The organism is Paenibacillus hunanensis, assembly GCF_014645615.1.
In the GTDB taxonomy this organism is placed as follows: Bacteria; Bacillota; Bacilli; order Paenibacillales; family Paenibacillaceae; genus Saccharibacillus; species Saccharibacillus hunanensis.
The window spans coordinates 641,946-660,322 of the sequence record NZ_BMMB01000001.1 but is presented as its reverse complement, the minus strand read 5'-3'; the positions used below and the strand labels follow the sequence as shown (position 1 = coordinate 660,322).

Annotated in this window: 16 protein-coding genes and 1 riboswitch; of the genes, 1 reads left to right on the top strand and 15 read right to left on the bottom strand. The window is 48.2% G+C overall.

The window, feature by feature from the left end; all coding sequences use genetic code 11:
* Positions 1-106: 106 nt before the first annotated feature.
* The 6 genes from budC to metA all read right to left on the bottom strand — a co-directional run bounded on the left by budC (position 107) and on the right by metA (position 5,799).
* Positions 107-907 carry a meso-2,3-butanediol dehydrogenase gene (gene budC / locus IEX62_RS02780; protein ID WP_188773862.1) on the bottom strand — a complete coding sequence of 267 codons (801 nt, stop codon included), beginning with the start codon at positions 905-907 and terminating at the stop codon, positions 107-109.
* Positions 908-1,298: 391 nt separating this feature from the next.
* On the bottom strand, positions 1,299-1,631 hold the full coding sequence (locus IEX62_RS02775) for a hypothetical protein (RefSeq protein WP_188773861.1): 333 nt from the start codon (positions 1,629-1,631) through the stop codon (positions 1,299-1,301).
* A gap of 246 nt (positions 1,632-1,877) precedes the next feature.
* Positions 1,878-3,134 carry an aminotransferase class V-fold PLP-dependent enzyme gene (locus IEX62_RS02770; RefSeq protein ID WP_188773860.1) on the bottom strand — a complete coding sequence of 419 codons (1,257 nt, stop codon included), beginning with the start codon at positions 3,132-3,134 and terminating at the stop codon, positions 1,878-1,880.
* A 5-nt stretch (positions 3,135-3,139) separates the two neighbouring features.
* Complete coding sequence (locus tag IEX62_RS02765; protein WP_188773859.1) at positions 3,140-4,330, bottom strand: PLP-dependent transferase; 1,191 nt, start codon at positions 4,328-4,330, stop codon at positions 3,140-3,142.
* Between the two features lie 55 nt (positions 4,331-4,385).
* Positions 4,386-4,856 (bottom strand): DUF6756 family protein, encoded by a 471-nt coding sequence (locus tag IEX62_RS02760; protein WP_188773858.1) that lies wholly within the window; start codon positions 4,854-4,856, stop codon positions 4,386-4,388.
* 1 nt (position 4,857) lies between these two features.
* Complete coding sequence (gene metA / locus IEX62_RS02755) at positions 4,858-5,799, bottom strand: homoserine O-acetyltransferase MetA (RefSeq protein ID WP_188773857.1); 942 nt, start codon at positions 5,797-5,799, stop codon at positions 4,858-4,860.
* Between the two features lie 146 nt (positions 5,800-5,945).
* Positions 5,946-6,082, bottom strand: a riboswitch (SAM riboswitch).
* Positions 6,083-6,604: 522 nt separating this feature from the next.
* Between metA and corA the strand changes: the two genes are divergently transcribed.
* Positions 6,605-7,540, top strand: a complete 936-nt coding sequence (corA, locus tag IEX62_RS02750) for a magnesium/cobalt transporter CorA (RefSeq protein WP_188773856.1) — start codon at positions 6,605-6,607, stop codon at positions 7,538-7,540.
* Between the two features lie 358 nt (positions 7,541-7,898).
* Here corA and IEX62_RS02745 read toward each other — a convergent pair whose 3' ends face one another.
* From IEX62_RS02745 to IEX62_RS02705, 9 genes are all read right to left on the bottom strand, one after another.
* On the bottom strand, positions 7,899-11,132 hold the full coding sequence (locus tag IEX62_RS02745; protein WP_188773855.1) for an HAD-IA family hydrolase: 3,234 nt from the start codon (positions 11,130-11,132) through the stop codon (positions 7,899-7,901).
* 680 nt (positions 11,133-11,812) lie between these two features.
* Entirely contained in the window at positions 11,813-12,274 is a 462-nt protein-coding gene (locus IEX62_RS02740; protein ID WP_188773854.1) for a disulfide oxidoreductase, read from the bottom strand.
* Between the two features lie 5 nt (positions 12,275-12,279).
* Positions 12,280-13,047, bottom strand: coding sequence for a DsbA family protein (locus tag IEX62_RS02735; RefSeq protein ID WP_284446166.1), 768 nt, complete (start codon positions 13,045-13,047; stop codon positions 12,280-12,282).
* Entirely contained in the window at positions 13,040-13,939 is a 900-nt protein-coding gene (locus tag IEX62_RS02730; protein WP_188773852.1) for an ROK family protein, read from the bottom strand. Before IEX62_RS02730 ends, IEX62_RS02735 begins: the two co-directional genes overlap by 8 nt.
* Before the next feature lie 308 nt (positions 13,940-14,247).
* Positions 14,248-15,357, bottom strand: coding sequence for a phosphodiester glycosidase family protein (locus IEX62_RS02725; protein WP_229685567.1), 1,110 nt, complete (start codon positions 15,355-15,357; stop codon positions 14,248-14,250).
* A complete protein-coding gene (locus IEX62_RS02720) occupies positions 15,354-16,217 on the bottom strand; it encodes a 5'-3' exonuclease (protein WP_373289084.1) in 864 nt (287 codons plus the stop codon). Before IEX62_RS02720 ends, IEX62_RS02725 begins: the two co-directional genes overlap by 4 nt.
* Positions 16,218-16,350: 133 nt before the next feature.
* Positions 16,351-16,833 carry a GNAT family N-acetyltransferase gene (locus tag IEX62_RS02715; RefSeq protein ID WP_188773850.1) on the bottom strand — a complete coding sequence of 161 codons (483 nt, stop codon included), beginning with the start codon at positions 16,831-16,833 and terminating at the stop codon, positions 16,351-16,353.
* 93 nt (positions 16,834-16,926) lie between these two features.
* The gene (locus tag IEX62_RS02710; RefSeq protein WP_188773849.1) at positions 16,927-17,289 is read right to left on the bottom strand and encodes an arsenate reductase family protein; all 363 of its coding nucleotides are present in this window, start codon (positions 17,287-17,289) and stop codon (positions 16,927-16,929) included.
* A 42-nt stretch (positions 17,290-17,331) separates the two neighbouring features.
* The gene (locus IEX62_RS02705; RefSeq protein ID WP_188773848.1) at positions 17,332-18,375 is read right to left on the bottom strand and encodes an RluA family pseudouridine synthase; all 1,044 of its coding nucleotides are present in this window, start codon (positions 18,373-18,375) and stop codon (positions 17,332-17,334) included.
* Positions 18,376-18,377 lie beyond the last annotated feature (2 nt).

Below are 18,377 nucleotides of genomic sequence, written 5' to 3'. Positions count from 1 at the left end.
GTGGATGCCCAGACATGTATACCATTCATATTGCCTATGAACTTGAAAGACATACCAGAGCAAACCTGCTGCTATTCAGTCAATAACTATTGACTGAGTATCCCATTTATTTATTACCAAACTCGCGTGGGGAGTTGCCCTGTCCGTTGGACGCGCTTGTACCGCCGTCGACTGGCAAAATAACACCTGTAATATAACGCGCATCCGGGCTTGCCAGGAATAGGTATGCTGGTGCAACATCCTCCGCTTCGGCGATGCGTTGCAGGGTGACGCGGGATTTGAACTTTTCGACCACTTCCTGTCCGCCCTCCTCGATCATCGGCTTGGTCATTTCCGTCACGGTAAAGGCTGGTGCTACGGCGTTCACGCGCACTCCCTTTTCACCAAGCTGTAATGCGAGCGATTGGACGAGCAGGCTGACCGCTCCCTTGGTTGCATTATAGCCCGGATGTGGCCAGTCACCTGCCAGACCGGATACAGATGAGGTTGCGACCAATGAGCCCTGTGATTTGACCAGATGCGGCGTAACGGCACGTGCAAGGTAGATCTGAGCGTCCACGTTGGTGGCACGCATATTGTGCCAGTCTTCATCGGTCAGTTCCTCGATCGGGCCGGATACATTGGTACCTGCATTACTGATCACAACATCCAGCTTGCCAAAATGTGCTACCGCTTTGTCTACCAGTGCATCCACCTGCGCGCTTTCACGTACATCGGTAGGTACGATCAGATAACGATCATTATTATAGCGATCTACAACCTCATACAGCTTGTCCTCACTACGAGCAGCCAGCACAACATTGGCGCCATTTTCCAAAAAGGCAGTCGCCACTGCACGTCCAATCCCTGTGCTTGCGCCTGTAATAAGTACGACCGAATCTTCAAATGGGTATGTGTTATGTGTCATGATGAATCCCTCCATGTGATGATATTCAAAATGCAATCAGGTGATGCTGTGAATGCCTCATTCGTACTGCATGTAATTCCTGCCACCATCGTTATTGCACATGTAGGGTCATTACCCGTTGAACATAAAAATAAACGAGCCCTACCAGACGTGTGTAGCTCATACATGGTGGTGTTAACGCTATCATCATTGACGGTAGCGGTGCTGGAGTGGAATGAAATAAAATATCGAAAAAGCGATGTGTTTGTAGGAATTATGAGCTGTACAAGAAAAAACAGCCTTTGTTCAGGGCTGTCTTCGCTTATGTGTATCTTGTCTATATTTCCGCTATATCTTTCTTATCTGTATCTTAGCTACTTCCTGTTCATCTACTTTTGATCGTGCGTTTACTTTACTCGACCCGGATAAACAGTGAGCCTCCCACTACCACTTGTTGTGTAGAAGCATTAATATCCTCTACACGCGTTGCCACGTTATGCGCACCGGCAACGACCTGCTGATTGTCTACTCTTTGAAATACACCTACTGGAGTATGGATTGTTGCTGAATGACTAAGAGCATCCAATCGTTGCTCCCTGGTCAACGTTCCCAAATCTGTAAAGCTTGAATACCCAACTGATGCGGCTGGTGGTTTTTCAGCAGTGGTTGGATCATTAACCCACATGATGCCTATACCTGCTGCTATGACAACACCACTAATGCTAAGCACAATTGCTTTTCTCATGCCTTCTCCTTTCTTCATTTCGTGCTTTCTTTATTTGGTATATGTACATCTATCGGGTATTCCCAAATCCATCTACCCATTGCTAAAAAATACCAAAATAAAAAGATAAAGTCCAGCTGCATCGACTCTCCTATAAAAGAATCGAATCCACTGGACTTTTAAAATATGAATCTTGATAAGCTCTGCCATTCATACCTATCTGTCATTGCTCTTATACTTCTATCGATCGATAAATGGAGAAACGGATCAATCCAGCGCCTGCTCCAAATCCGCGATCAAGTCCTCTACATCCTCCAGTCCAACCGATAGACGCAGCAATCCATCCGTAATTCCACGCTCCGCGCGTACAGTGGCGCCCATCGCCGCGTGTGACATCGTTGGTGGATACGATAAAATACTTTCCACTGCACCCAGACTTACCGCTACGATTGGCAGCTGTACACGATCCAGCACCTGCTTGGCGCGCTCGCCTGAGCCGACATCGAAGGAGATGACCGAGCCATAGCCTGTTGACTGTGAGGTGTGAATCTCATGACCTGGATGAGTCGATAAGCCAGGATAATAGATTGCTTCGATATCGCTACGCGTTTGTAGCCATTCTGCGATACGCGCGGTGCTCTTCTCGCTATGCGACATCCGTGCCGCCAGTGTCTTCATACCGCGCATAAGCAACCATGAATCCTGAGGGCCGAGCACCGTACCGAGTCCATTTTGCAAATGCTTGAGCTGCTTGCCTAGCTCTAGCGTACGTGTTACGGCTAACCCTGCCAGTACATCGCTATGACCGCCGAGGAACTTGGTCGCACTGTGTAGCACAATATCGACACCTAGCTCAATCGGACGCTGGTAATATGGTGTCATAAACGTATTATCCAGCATCGTCAGCAGATGATGCTCCTTCGCCCATTCGGTCACCGCATGAATATCAGTAATTTTCAGCGTTGGATTGGAAGGTGTCTCCATATAAACCGCGCGCGTATTCGGACGCAGAGCTGCCTTCACCTGCGCCAGATCGGTCATATCCACAAAGCTAATCTCAATGTTCAAACGATTCAGCACCGTTGTCAGTAAACGATACGTACCACCGTACACATCCTCGGTTACGATCACGTGCTCACCGGCAGATAGTAGCAGGAATGCTGTTGAGATCGCCGCCATACCGGAGGCAAAGGCAAAGCCTCTAGCTCCGCCTTCCAGCACCGCAATATAGTCCTCCAGCGCTTGACGTGTAGGATTACCAGAACGACTGTAATCATGCTGTGGTGGATTCAGGATATCGTCCTGATGAAAGGTCGATGCCTGATAGATCGGCACGCTGGATGCCCCAGTAGTTGGATCAACGGAACCATTAAAATGAATCAGCTTCGTTTCCAGACTACGCGGTGGAATAGGGCGCTTAGGTGCTGTGCTGCCGGCAGTAGCCGAAACTGTAGAATCGGAAGCCGAATTTGTTGCGCCTGGATCGGCTCCTGTAGTTGGCTGATTTGAATTATTTTCGCTCATTCTATTCACGCTCCTTCAACTTCCAGACGAGCCGCTTCCAGCGCTGCATCCAGATCAGCAATCAGATCATTCACATGCTCAATTCCGACTGAGAAGCGCAGCAAACGATCATCCACGCCTACCGCTTCACGAATCTCCAACGGAATATCCGCATGCGTTTGTACCGTTGGATAGGTCATCAGCGATTCAACACCGCCCAGACTTTCCGCAAAAGCGATGAGCTTAATGTGACGCAGAATCGGTGCGATATAGCGTGCATCCGTTACTTTGAATGAGAAGATGCCTGTATTACCGCTAGATTGACGATTCTGTACGTCATAGCCCGGATGAGCTGGCAATCCTGGATGGAATACCTGCGCAATCTGTGGATGCTGCTGCAAATGCTTGGCAATCGTGATCGCATTATATTCATGACGCTCCATACGCAGTGCCAGCGTCTTCATCCCTCTCATCAGCTGGTACGAATCACTTGGCGATAATACGCCGCCAATCGAGTTGTGCAGGAAGGCGATCTCCTCCGAAACTTCTGTACCTTTGGTAATGATCAGCCCTGCGAGTACGTCATTGTGCCCACCCAGATATTTACTCGCACTATGAATGACGATATCTGCTCCCAGCTCGATCGGACGCTGGAAAAATGGTGTTAGCAATGTATTATCTACAATCGTTAGCAGCTGATGCTGCTTCGCCCAGCTCGTTACCGCAGCGATGTCCGTGACCATCATCAATGGATTGGTTGGCGTTTCAATAAATACGGCACGCGTATTGTCCTGACGTACACGCTCCAGCGCGTCCAGATCATTCGTATCTACATACGAAGCGCTCACACCGAATCTGGACATGATGCGCTCCAGCAGACGATACGTACCACCGTATAGATCAAGCGAGACGATCAGATGATCGCCCTGACCGAACATCGCAAAGATCGTTTGCAGCGCCGCCATACCGGAGCTACAGGCAAAGCCTGCATCGCCCGATTCCAGCTCAGCTACAGATTGCTCCAACACCGCGCGAGTCGGATTCGTTGTCCGAATATAGTCAAAGCCTGTACTTTTACCAAGCTCCGGGTGACGGAATGCGGTGGATTGATAAATAGGGAAATTAATAGCTCCTGTTACCGGCTCGTCTACCGATCCGATCTGGGCAAGCCGGCTTTCAATACTAAGCGATGATTCCTGATTCTTTTTGTACGTCATGCGTTACGTCCTCCTCAGATATCCAAATCAACTACTATTTCTAATCATCTCTACATCATGTAGTATCCAATCCTGAATGCTTGCAAATGATAAACTCTCCATGCTCGTTCTCACATAGCAACCATCCATAATCGTTAGAACAAATATAGTATTCAAAAAAACGACATTCCGCGGTTACATGTACAATTTCGTCCAATGTCAAAGCAAGCACATGATGTCGCTCATTATCTTCATCTACGATAAATAATAGCTTCTGATTCGCCCGCATATCCGGATCGCAGTATTGGCGAACGATATGCTCGATTCCTATATACGACTGATCGTCGTCCGAATGCTGTCTGTGCACTACATGTTTCAGTCCAAGCCACCATGCACGGGGTATACCGTCTACATACATACTCTCAATGGCTCGAATCACTTCTTCTGTAGCAGGCACTTCATTATCGCGAATATTCCCGGTCAGGCACGCTTCTTCCAGTTCCTGACGCAAACTGCGCTGGGGCGAATGCTCTTCGTACATGTCCATATCAAATCGAATACAGACCTGCCTGAGCTTTTTCCGCTTCCAGATCGTACGGTGTTTCCTGGTAGACGTAATAGTTCAGCCAGTTGGAAAATAACAGATTGGCATGTGCACGCCATTTAGACGGTGGTGTACGCGTTGGGTCATCGTTTGGAAAATAGTTTTTCGGTACGGCAATATCTATACCTTTGGCGATATCGCGGTCATATTCCCATTTGAGCGACAGCGGATCATATTCCGAGTGCCCCGTAACGAAAATCTGCTTCCCATCCTGCGTAGCTACGATATAGATGCCTGCCTCATCCGATTCAGACAAAATTTCAAGCCCGGGTACATTCTCGATATCCTCGCGGCGCACCTCCGTATGGCGGGAATGGGGTGCATAGTACCACTCATCAAACCCACGTAGCAGCGGTACATTGCTCTTATTCAGTGTGTGCGGGAATACGCCAAAGCATTTCTCTGGCAAATCCACCTTGGGAACACCAAAGTGGTGATACAGTCCTGCCTGTGAAGCCCAACAGATATGCATCGTTGACGTCACATTTGTTTTGCTCCAGTCGAAGATTTCCTGAATCTCCTCCCAGTAGTTCACATCCTCGAATTCCATCGTTTCCACCGGTGCACCTGTGACGATCAGACCGTCAAAGCGCAGATGCTTCACTTCCGGGAATGTTTTATAAAAGGTATTCAGGTACTCCGCCGATGTGTTTTTGGAAATATGCGAGCGAGTATGCAGCAGATACACATCCACCTGTAGTGGACTGTTACTGAGCAAACGCAGCAGCTGCGTCTCGGTCGTTTCCTTCGTTGGCATCAGGTTGAGCAGAGCGATGCGCAGTGGACGAATGTCCTGCTGGTAGGCACGCGACTCGTCCATTACGAAAATATTTTCTCCGGTCAGAATTTCCTTTGCCGGTAAGCTGTCAGGGATTTTGATTGGCATTGTCATTCACTCCTTATAGATGGTTGGTCATGCAGCGAAAAGCGTGCCCGTATAGTGAAAGGAGGTGCGCAAATACGCAAAAAGACCTTTCTCGATGGAGCTGAGAAAGGTCGTATACGCAAACAAGCTGCGTCTGTATAGCGCCTCTCTCATCTGTCAGCAGATACCAGATACTTCATCGTAGGATGTACCTGTATCTCTGCTAGAATTAGCACCGTACAGTATATGACTGCCGGTTGCCGGGCTTCATAGGGCTAGTCCCTCCGCCTGCTCTTGATAAGATTCGCTGTATTTGATTATGGGGTAAAACAGGAAATACGGAATTACTTATACCATAATTTATACTACTTCCCTACCTATCGTCAAGAGATTGTTCAGCCGATAAAGAAGTTATCCGTATACAGATGGAAGTAAATCAGTCGACAGAATAGCGCACAAACACCAAAATTCTTTTTCATTATTATCCCCTGTTCGAAAATCACTAATACTAGACTTGAAAGCCTGCTGTCTCCACGGTATACTTAACAAGTATTTGACGTATTTTCATGTTTTTCATAAAACATTGCGTATACGATATCATTCAAAACTGATCATAAAGAGGTGAATTTCAAGATGGAAGGCGACCCGAGGACCAGCTTGCCGCAACGATATACCCAATCACAGGAATGGAACGACAATAGGATACCGGAGGAGCGCGCCATGTTGAAAAGATCATTTTCATATAATAGCGAAGCTTAACAGAAGTGTGTACAATTGCCGTCTCTTTTCCTGCTCATTTTAAAATGAAAAAGGAGTAGAGCATACTATGAAAATTCGGCACGTAAACGCCGGCAATTTCACGCTGGTTGAGGATGTTAACGAAACACTGATTGCACCGGAGGAAGGCTTTTACTGGATTGACGCTGGTCTTGATGATCTGATCCTGCTTCAACCTCTCTTTATGCTACATGATCTGGCGGTTGAGGACATGATGGGCGATGAAGAGCAGCGGCCAAAAATCGAGATTTACGAAAATCACTACTTTATCGTTGTGAACAGTATTCGTTTTGACGATGAAGAGATTTTTTTGCGCGCACTGAATATTTTCCTGGGACGTCATTTTATTATTACGGTGACCAAGCAGAAAATTAGTGAGTTGCGTACACTCAAGCCCATTTTGTGGGAAGAGGAAGTTAGCCGTCCTGACAAATTCATGTACCTGCTCGTCGATCTGGTCGTCGATAACTACTTTACGGTAGGTGACCGAATTGAGGATCAGATTGAACGGCTTGAGGAAAGTATTCTGATGAGCACGAAGAAATCGCATTTGAACGAAATTATCGGTCTGCGCGGTGAGATTCTATGGCTCAAGCGCGTACTTGGTCCACAGCGTGAGGTAATCAATACGCTGAACAAAAAGGATCTGCGTCTGATCGATGATCAGCTGCAAAAGTATTTTAGTGACGTGTATGAGAATGCGGTCAAGGTTTCCGAGATGTTCGATACGTTCCGCGATCTGATGGGCAACTTACGAGAAGCCTACCAGTCCAGTATCGCTAACCGCGCCAACGAAATTATGCGCGTGTTTACAGCGATTACGACTATATTCATGCCGCTGACGGTGATTACCGGTATTTATGGGATGAACTTTGAGAATATGCCTGAGCTGAAATGGCATTTTGGCTATCCGATGGTTATTGGTATTATGATCGCGCTCGGTCTAACGATGTTCTTTACGTTCCGTAAAAAGGATTGGATCTGAACCGTTGGAGAGTTGGAGGTCATTTCTCCCCAGCCTGTTATTGCGATCCAGCTACACAAAGACTCGTAAGACAGCTGTGAACCGAAAAATGAATATCTATCGGCACACGACACTTGTTATAGTAATGCTTGTAAAACATGCGTGGTATAGACAACCTATATAAAAGCCCCTTTCACTCAGGAAAGGGGCTTTTATTATTTCATATTGGTTTGATATTTGTTTGATATTCGCTCTATATACGATTTAGATCCACTTTAGATCCACTTCCATTTTATATTGCTGTATAGACTTGCATCCTGCTTGACGATGTGACGAATGGCTTGCAAAAGAGCACCTCTCCCTCACACCACCATCTTCATTACGGAATCTCCATCCAGCGCTCCATCGTCTCTGCATTTAAATGCTCCAGACTGGCAACGGTGAAGTGAGCATTATCCATAATATGATGCAGGCTGACGCCGATCGTCTTCATCCCTGCCTGACGTACGGATTGCAGACAATCCGGTGAATCCTCAATCACCATACAATGGTACGGGTGAATGCCAACCGACTCCGCTGCGAGAATGAAGCCTTCTGGATCTGGCTTTGGATGTGTAATATCCTGTGCCTGTACGATCGATGAGAAATAATGCTCCATACCGAGTCGCTCCATAATACGACGTGCATCAGGACGATCCGAGGCGAGCAGTACAGCTACATTTTGCTCGCGTAGCTGAATGAGTAGATCCTCTGCACCTGGCAGCAAGAATTCGCGTTTGAGCTGCTCTACATCCATCGTCTCGACTCGTAAAATAGGCGCTTCGATATGATCTGCCTGTACTGTTTTCTTCGCAGGCGGTGCTTCCGCTCCGGCTCCTTTGGCTGCTGCACCTGCATCCTGTGCTTTAGCAGCTTCCTTGCTGCTTGTGTCGTTCTTTTTCAGCTGCTTTTTGCTAGAGCCCGCAGATTCCTTTTGTCCAGCATCTGCATGGCGCGTCGCTGCACTAGGATCAGGAGCAGACGATACGGACGCTTGCTTGGTCTTCTCGTCTTCTTTGTTCTTTTTGTCCTCTGCATCAGCCGCTGCCTGTGCTTCCGCTTCTTTGCGGCTTTCGTTTTCATTATGACGTTTTAACGAAGCTTCCGCATGGGCAGCTCGCTGCGATTCCTGCTCGGTACGCTCGGACTCTTCCTCTGGAATGGCATCCGGCGTATACGCCTCGGCATAGCTTGTATCCTCCATGCTCGGCATCGGAATGAGTACACCCTCCAGACCGAAAATGACAGCCTTAAGCGTCCGGTTCTTGATCTCCAACGGACGTGTCATCGCAACGACACGCTGCTCATCATAATGCGATATCGTTAGCGGCTCGCCGCGAATGATGCGGTAGGTCGTCATATTTTGTTCAATCGTAATGTCCAGCAGACGGTTCTGGAATTGTACACGGAAGCTATAGCGCGTCCAGTTCGGCGGTAGCTTAGGTTCAAAATGCAGGATGCCATTGTGCTGACGCATCCCTGCGAATCCGCCAACAATCGTCAGCCAGCTGCCTGCCATCGATGCGGCGTGAATCCCGTCTTTGACATTGTTATGGAAGTCATCCAGATCCATACGTGCCGACTGAATAAAGAACTCGTATGCCGGGTCCATCGTACCTAGCTCGGCAGCAATAATCGCATGAATAGCCGCAGATAGAGACGAATCATGCGTTGTCAGTGGCTCATAGTAGCCATAGTTACGTACCTTTTCGATCTTGGTAAATCGATGACCGAGCAAATACATCGCCAGAATCAAATCCGCTTGCTTGAGCACCTGATGACGATAAATTACGAGTGGGTGGTAATGCAGCAACAGCGGATATTTATCAGATGGCGTATTTTCAAAGTCCCAGATTCCTTTATCCAGGAACGAATCATCCTGTCCGATCAGACCGCTCTGACGATGAATATAAATCGCATCTGCCGCACGTTCCCATACGTCAATCTCCTCGTCGGTCAGCCCCATCGGACTACCGAGTAACGATTCATAGTTAGCAAAGTCATTTTCTTTCCAATGCTTTAGCTTGCGTGCAGTAAATTCTAGCTGATCCTTTACCATCATATTAGTGTAGGTGTTATTGTTGACGATCGCTGTATATTCATCCGGGCCAGTCACCCCATTAATGCAGAAGCCTTTACCTGGAATCCAGTCGCCTACTGACAGGAAGAAGCGACAGGTCTCCACGAGCATCTCCAGACCCTTCGTTTGCAGGAAGTTCTCATCATCGGTCGCTTCTGCATATTGAATGACCGCATGTGCCACATCGGCATTAATATGATACTGCGCTGTACCACCCGGATAGTATGCAGATACCTCTTCACCACCAATAGTACGCCACGGATACAGTGCGCCCAATGCAGCCATTTCGACTGCACGCTCACGCGCCTTCGGCAGCGTATGGTAACGGAATTCTAGTAGCTGGTGTGCTAGCTCTGGCTGCGTGTACAGGAAGAACGGCATAATATACGTTTCGGTATCCCAGAAATAGTGTCCCTCATAGCCTTCACCTGTAATCCCTTTTGCCCCGATATTGGTCTTGCCATCGCGACCGACCGACTGGAACAAATGGAATGCATTGAAGCGTAGCCCCTGCTGGAGCTTCTCGTCGCCTTCGACCTGGATATCAGCCGTTTCCCAGAATGCTGCCAAGTGATCCTGTTGCAGCTGGGCAAGCTTATTGAAGCCATCCTTGCGCATATCATCCAGTGTAGATTCTGCCAGAATCGGCAAATGGGCAGGCTCATAATCGCGAGAGGTATAGTAGACAATACTCTTTTCCAGTACAGCCTCCTGATCCTGTTGCAGGTTGAAAATAAAATGCTTTTCAATGCGCTGCTCCTGCTCCTCGGTTTTGAGCTCGTATTTGCGATTGGCACGGTGATCGGCAGCACAATACAGATTAAATTCAGTTTCCGAGGTGCGCTGCTCCAGTGCCATACGCGTACGTTCGCTCACTTTACCAACCGTTTCCAGCACCTGTCCGGTAAATGCAGCACCTGCACGTGGGTCACCCTCACTAATCTCGTTGTGTACCTCGCCATTGAGCGCCGAGACAAGTGTGATCTCGCCGGAGAAATTGAGCGGCTTCACGGTATAACGAATCATCGCCATATGCTTATTTTCAAAGGAAACGAGACGTTCGATACAGATCGAGATACATTTGCCGCGTCCACTTTCCCAGGTCATCCGACGTGTCAAAATGCCCGTCTGCATATTCAGCACACGCTCATAATCGATAATACGCCCAGCCATCAGATTGAAGCGTTCACCTTCGATCCACAGCTCGATAATCTTGCTGTCAGTCACATTCAGCATCGTCTGACGCTTGCGTGCATAGCCATAGGCTTCCTCACCATAAATAATATCTGCTGAATCGTAAAAACCATTCAGGTATGTACCATTCAGCGCGTCGACCTCCGGCACATCCATGCCTTCCTCAAAATGCCCGCGCATTCCGATATAGCCATTCGCAACGGTAAAGACCGTTTCACTGCGACGATTGTATTGCGGATTAAATGAAGTTTCCCGAATCACCCACGGTTCGACTTCATAGATTGTTGATCCTTCTCTCATCAGGTCGTTCCCCTTTCTTCATGTAAGCTGGTAGATGTGTTGGTATCACTTAATTATCGCTGATGTTGATCGACCACTGCCACGTTCCGGCCGTACCGGGCAGGTATCTGATGATAGTATCCTGTTGAAGGTCACTCGGGTGCTATCCATTCATTAACCACATTTTGAGGTAGAAAGCCCTTACAGAGAAATATTAACTGGTTTAGATGTGAAATTAAAGTGGAATATTGAGTTTTGCCGAGTGATGTCGTGGGAAAGTTACATCGCTCCGGGGAGAGATAAGGGGACGGACTCGGGTGGAGCCGCGGAAATCTTTTGGATTGGGAAAGAATGAAGATTCCCGCCCCTCCAAAGCAGTAAGATATTTTGCTCCGCAAAAATCACTTTTTCATTGAACCTCGTGTTAGAAATTCACTAACACTATAAATCGCTCTTTCCCCTTATTCTCTCCCCTTCGCTTGGTGCGACTTTGATCGTACGAATTAGGGGGAAGAGTCAATATTGCACTTTTGGGGAGGAAGTGGCAGGTGGAGGACAATAAAAAAATAGTTCCTTCTTCGACATGAAAGAAGGAACTATTTTTTATAATTGCAGTTACGGATTCGTTTTGTTGCCAATGGATTGAAGTCAGATACCATTGGTAATTGCTATGTCCTTGCTCCACCCTGTTTAGCTTCATCTTATTCCGCGTCTTCTATCGCTTCTACTTCATCGTATGCACGGCTGCCGAGCCAGAGTAGGACGGTGATGATCGCGAAGGCGATCAGTGCCATGAATGGGATGGTGATGAAGCCGAGAAATTCGAAATAATCTTTGCTACATGATACGCCGCCCGTGCAGGGAGCGATCTCATCCAGTGCGGGGATGTGCTGCTTGGCATAGTGATAAATGGCGATTACACCGCCGATGATAGTCATTGGGATGGCATAGCCGACGATACGGCGATCGTTGCGATAGGCGGCGATACCGAGCAGGATGACCTGTGGGTACATGAAGATTCGCTGATACCAGCACAGCTTGCACGGTTCCCAGTGGAGCACGTCACTCAGAAACAGACTGCCGCCGGTGGCGATGATAGCGACAATCCAGGCTAGATACAGATAATATTTTGACAAAAACAGCTTAAAGCCGCTCGTCCTCATATCCGTCAGCCCTCCGATCCAGTCTGATTTTTCGCTTCAGCCTGTGCTTTTTCGATAGCTGCCTTGATGGCATTATAATCACCAAGATCGCCAGTATATTGCACACCGTTAATAAAGATAGATGGTGTACCTGGGATGTTCAGCTCCTGCCCTTTTTTATATTGAGCATTCACCTGATCCGCATAAGTTTTATTATCGATATCCTGACGTAGCTTGGTTGTATCGATACCTAGCTTCGCATTTTCAGCCAATTGAACAAGATAATCTGGGGTTGCCCAGTTTGTATTCTCATCCTTCTGGTTTGTATAGATCTCGTCCAGATACTTCCAGAACGCGTCGTTATTTTGATGATACACTGACTCAGCAGCCAGCGCTGCTGTAGTAGAGTCCGGGCCGATGAACGGGAAGTTTGCAAAGTGCATTGATACTGTACCATTCTCAACAAAGTCTGCTTGAATTTTCGGCACGATCTGTTCGTTGAATAATTTACATACCGGGCATTTAAAATCACCAAATTCTACGATCTTCACCGGCGCGTTCGCATCGCCTTTGACTGGCATTTGACTGTAATCAAATGTAGTTTGGACACCCTCTGTTTTGTTATTCGGAATAAGGACGATCAGCGCTACGACAACGACGATAACGGCTACTGTACCGATGATCAGGTTACGCATCGTTTTGCGCTGACGCTCTTGCTCCTTTTGCTTGTACGCCTGCTGTTGCTGGCGCTTTACCTCTGGATTACTCTTTTTCTTCTGATTTGGCTTAGCCAATCGTTGCACCTTCCTCTCCCTCAAGTGCGAGCTTCGCCAGCGCGATTGCACCGCACAGACCTGCATTATCGCCAAGCTCTGGATAAACGATATATTGATCCAGATGCTGGGATAGGCTAGGATGCTGTACGTAACCGTTCAATAGCTCACTCAGTTTGGTGCGAATAAGCGGGAACAATTGCTCCTGCTTCATCACACCACCACCCATAATGATCTTTTGCGGAGACAGGATCAGGACATAATTCATGAGCGCCTGAGCGAGATAATAAGCTTCCATTTCCCATGCTGGATGATCTGGAGTTAGCTCGGAGCCTTTGATATTCCAGCGTTTTTCGATGGCAGGGCCAGCAGCCATCCCTTCCAGACAATCGCCATGATAAGGGCAGAATCCTTCAAATGTATCCTCTGGATGACGACGTACAAGGATATGACCCATTTCTGGATGCGACAGACCATGCAGCATTTTGCCATCTACCACTGCACCTGCGCCGATGCCTGTACCTACCGTAATGTACATGCAGCTATCCAAACCACGCGCTGCACCCCATGTGTACTCACCCAGCGCTGCACCATTCACATCCGTATCAAAGGACATCGGGACAGAGAAATGCTTTTTCATATGTCCTACAAAATCGAACTGACCCCAGTGCGGCTTAGGAGTTGTCGTTATGTATCCGTATGTCGGGCTGCCTACAATCGGATCAATCGGCCCGAAAGAACCAATACCGAGCGCCTCAATGTCTTTACCTTCAAAAAAGGATACGACGTTTTTCATCGTTACTTCTGGCGTTTCGGTCGGAAAGCTTGCCCGCTCCAAAATCTGCCCGTCCTCTGTTCCGATTCCACATACGAATTTGGTACCGCCTGCCTCAATTGCTCCAAGTTTTCTCATTAATCATGCGTCTCCTTTGCAGCATCCTTATGGATGGTCAATATAAGTATGTGCAGGCTCTTCATCATAGCGCAGTAATATGTCGATTGCATGTCAAAATGTCACACAGCCTCTATACTGCCATTCGATCAAGAGCCCTAACATGTGAACATGAATAAAGCGATACACGATCACGGCTACATCACAATCTGCGATTTGTACGCGGCTCGGCTGTAGCCCTGCCTTTCATTTGTCTCCAAGAGAAGGTTGGCATTGGCGTAGCTTCTATATGCAAGTAGCCTCATTGCATACGAGCGCGCCTTTCACCATCAATTTCCTGTGCCGCCGAATACGAGTGTATTACTGAGCAGACGACCCGGTGAGGTAACGACCTTACCGCCAGCTAGCATGCCAGAGGAAGCGCCTCCATCCAGATTCATTGCCTGTACGGCGCCTAGCTTCTGCATCACGGCTGCCCATTGCTTCATCGTTGCACCCGGTACGGTTGCAATCATCACCGAGCCATCTGACAGGATAGCGATACCACTACGTGCGCCAGCAGCATTCAGAATTTTCGGATCTTGGAAGCCTTCTGCTGCCGCATTCAATGACAGCTTGCCATCCGTCACCAGACGCGGGCCTGCACCGACAGCGGTAACTACATTTTCCCATGGAATCGCCTTGCCGTCGATATTGGTATAACGAATATCCATCGTTACTTTAGAACCGACGACAAAACGGTCTGCCATCGATTTCATATCGCCGCTAAACACGATGACATAGCCGTCAGACGGAATCGTACTGTTGGCGTTGTTCTTTTTCAAGACGACCTTGCCATTGCGTACAGTGACGGCTACGCCGCCAGTATAGCCAGTCGTTGATCCGCGATCAGGCGTGTACACGATCGATGTGCCGCTTGCCGTTGAAGATGGGATACGATTAAACCAGACTGCATACCAGCTGGATCCGCGTCCTTCCGGTGGAGTCACCTGACCGGACACTTCGATACGAAGTGAATCCATCATCGCAGTTCCATTTGCCGTAAATCCAATCGTCGTTCCATAGCGTCCAATATGCATCAATCGACCACCAGAGATCAATGTACCATAGGGATCAGGTGGCCCACCGTAGGAATCAAAAAATGCTCCATTGATCGCCGCCTTCGCTCCATATGCAGAAGCGATAGACGACAATGACGCGGTACGTCCAACCTGATGATTCGCCAGACCGACCGCCGTTGCTGTACCTTTGGGAATGCGTACGGTCTTCACCGTAAAGCTACGACCAGCTGCCTTGACTGTCACCGTACTGGCAGTTAGCTTGCTACCCGCTGCCTGCGCTTCTTTAACAGGCGCAACCGATACGAGACTAACCAGCAGCACGAAAGCAAGGAATACTACAGACAGACGCCGCGATCCGCGCATGAATCCTGTGCTCAAAATACGCCAACTCCTAGCATAGAGCACAAGCTTTTGATCTCAAGCTCTTCAAATTTGTCGATGATCTTGTTATCCTCCAGCAGCAGCAAGCATTCATCCAACGTGCACACAACAGGCACCTCGCGATGAATAGTCGCAAGGCGACGGGACAGATGCAGCATATCCAGATCAGCTTCGATCTTTTTGCGAACTGATGGAGTTAGCTGCTCCAGATTGTCCAGAATGCCTTCGACAGAGCCGTATTCCTTCACCAGCTTCACTGCTGTCTTCTCGCCGATGCCTTTGACACCTGGATAGTTATCGCTTGCATCGCCCATCAGCGCTTTCATATCGATAATCTGTACTGGTGTCAGTTCTTTTTCTTCCATTAATGATTCCGGTGTATATACTTTGTAATTACCATAGCCTTTTTTCATAATAATGACGCTTGTACGATGATCAACAAGCTGTAGCATATCATGGTCCCCGGTCAAAATCATAACCTCCATGCCCTGCTCCAGCTCGCGTGCCAGTGTACCGATGCAGTCATCCGCTTCATAGCCCGGTGCACTCAGATTCGGAATGCCCATACTCTCCGTCACATCCAAAATCAGATCAAATTGCGGAATCAGATCATCCGGTGCTGCTGTACGATTCCCTTTATAATCGGCAAATTCCTCGCGTCGGAACGTCTGTGTTCCCAGATCCCAGCAACAAGCAATATGCGTCGGTTCGTACTGGCTTACCGCATCCCATAAATAACGAACAAACCCGTAAATTGCATTCGTTGGTATGCCGTCCTTCGTGCGACGAATATAGCCCGTCTGTGCCGTTGCATAATAAGCACGGAACAATAATGCCATGCCATCGACAAGCATCATCTTTTGTTGTTTCAATTCAGTCAATGTGTATTCTCCCCTATGCGTGTAAAACCAGTTTGATTCTATCATACCGAATTTGTTCAAAGCTGTACAACTATTCACAACGTTTTATAGGGCATACAGCCTGCTTTTTTCAGTTCATTTGTGAAGGCACAGTTCGCTTCATAAATACATCCACTTCATCCTGCTCACTCAGCTTAAACTCATACCGCTCATACAGACGACGAGCCGAGCTTCCCTGTAGCACATTCAGCATCACCGTCTGTCCATGCAGCCTTGTATCCGATAGCACCTCAGCAAGGACGGCACTGCCTATGCCTTTCCCCTGATCATCGGGATGAATATAAAAGTGCTCCAGCACATATCCCTCGTCTTCTTCTGGACGCATAGCGATACAGCCTACGGACAGCCCCTGCACGGTAATCACCTGTGTACAGTCTGGCTGAAATGAATTTAGAAACCGTTGTCTGACCCGTACTTCATCGTATCGATTCAGACGAGTCAGATCATCCTTTAATACCATCGCACGTAGCTCCGCAATCCAATTCGCATCATCGATGGATGCGGGCTGTAGCTCATATTGAGGTAACTGAGAACGGCTAGATGAATCAGGCATAATAAAAACTCCTCCATATGTAGATTAGGAGGAGTTTATCATGAATGAATATAACTTGCACAGACGCTATGATTAGCTTCTAAAGTATAACGCTCAAGCCTTCCAAGCCTGTTCATACAGGTCTGCCTTGAAGCCTACCGTAACACGATCTCCATCGGTAACGATCGGGCGCTTGATCAGCTTGCCATTTTGCGATAGCAGCTCTAGCTGTTCCTCGGCGCTCATTGTCGGCAGCTTATCTTTTAAGCCTAGACTTTTATACACTTCACCGCTTGTATTGAAGAACTTTTTCAATTCCAGATCACTATGCTCAACCAGCTCTCGCAATTGCTCGGCAGTTGGCGGTGCATCGACGATATGGATTAAGTTCAGCTCATGCCCTTGCTCCTTTAGCCATTTGATGGCATTACGGCAGGTACTGCACGGTGGATATTGATATACGGTTAATTGACTCATCGTTATACTCTCCTTTTTTTGAACATAAGATTTAACATCGGCTCACGACTCCAGCTCTCCAGCTTGACCACGCAAATGTCGATCCAGCCGCTCCAGATCAGCTGGCAACGGCGCCTGAAACAATAGCTTCTGTCCGGTTGCCGGATGTACGAAGCCCAGCTCATACGCATGTAGCGCCTGACGATTCACAATACGATCCAGCTCAGCAATCCGCTCTGCGTCCGCAGTAGCAGCGATCGGTGCCAGCGGATTCTCTGCCGCATAGCCATACATTGGATCACCAATCAACGGGCAACCGATATGCTTCATATGCACTCGAATCTGATGCGTGCGCCCGGTTTCTAGCTCCAGCGATACGAGCGCTGCATCATGCTCGGCAAATGTATTCAGCGTAGCATACCGGGTAGCCGCATCATAGCCATCTGGCGTGACGATACGGATATGCGTATGCTCGGGATGACGATCGATCGCCCCTTCAATGCGCCCGGAGGGTGGCTGTGGTAGATGATGCACGTAAGCCTTGTACGATTTGAACACCTCGCCACGAATCATCTGCTCGGAAATATGCTGGTGGGCATACGGATTTTTCGCAATCGCCAGTACGCCGGATGTCTCCTGATCGAGTCGATGCACCGGACGGAAGCGGAACTGTACGCCCTGCTCCTTCCAATAATGCACCACACCGTTTGCCAGCGTATCTGTATAATGCCCGTGCGTAGGATGCACGATCACGCCAGCTGGCTTATTTAAAATGAGTAAGTGCTCATCCTCGAACAAAATATGCAGCTCCATCGGCTGTGGCAAAATATCGTCCGAGCTTTCGCGCAGCATCCGTACCTCAATTACATCATTTCCCTTTACCTTGTGATCCACATATACACGCTGTCCATTCAGCTCTACCCCACGCTGCGTCATTTTCAGACGGGATAGCAGCTTACGTGAGATGCCCATGCGACGATTCAGTATCGTTTTGAGCAGCATACCTTCATCCTGTGGCTCAATCGTATACTTAATCGGTGGATAATAATCCTGCTCATCTGGATGACTGAATCTTGCTTCATTGTCATTGATATTGCGGTCATTCATAT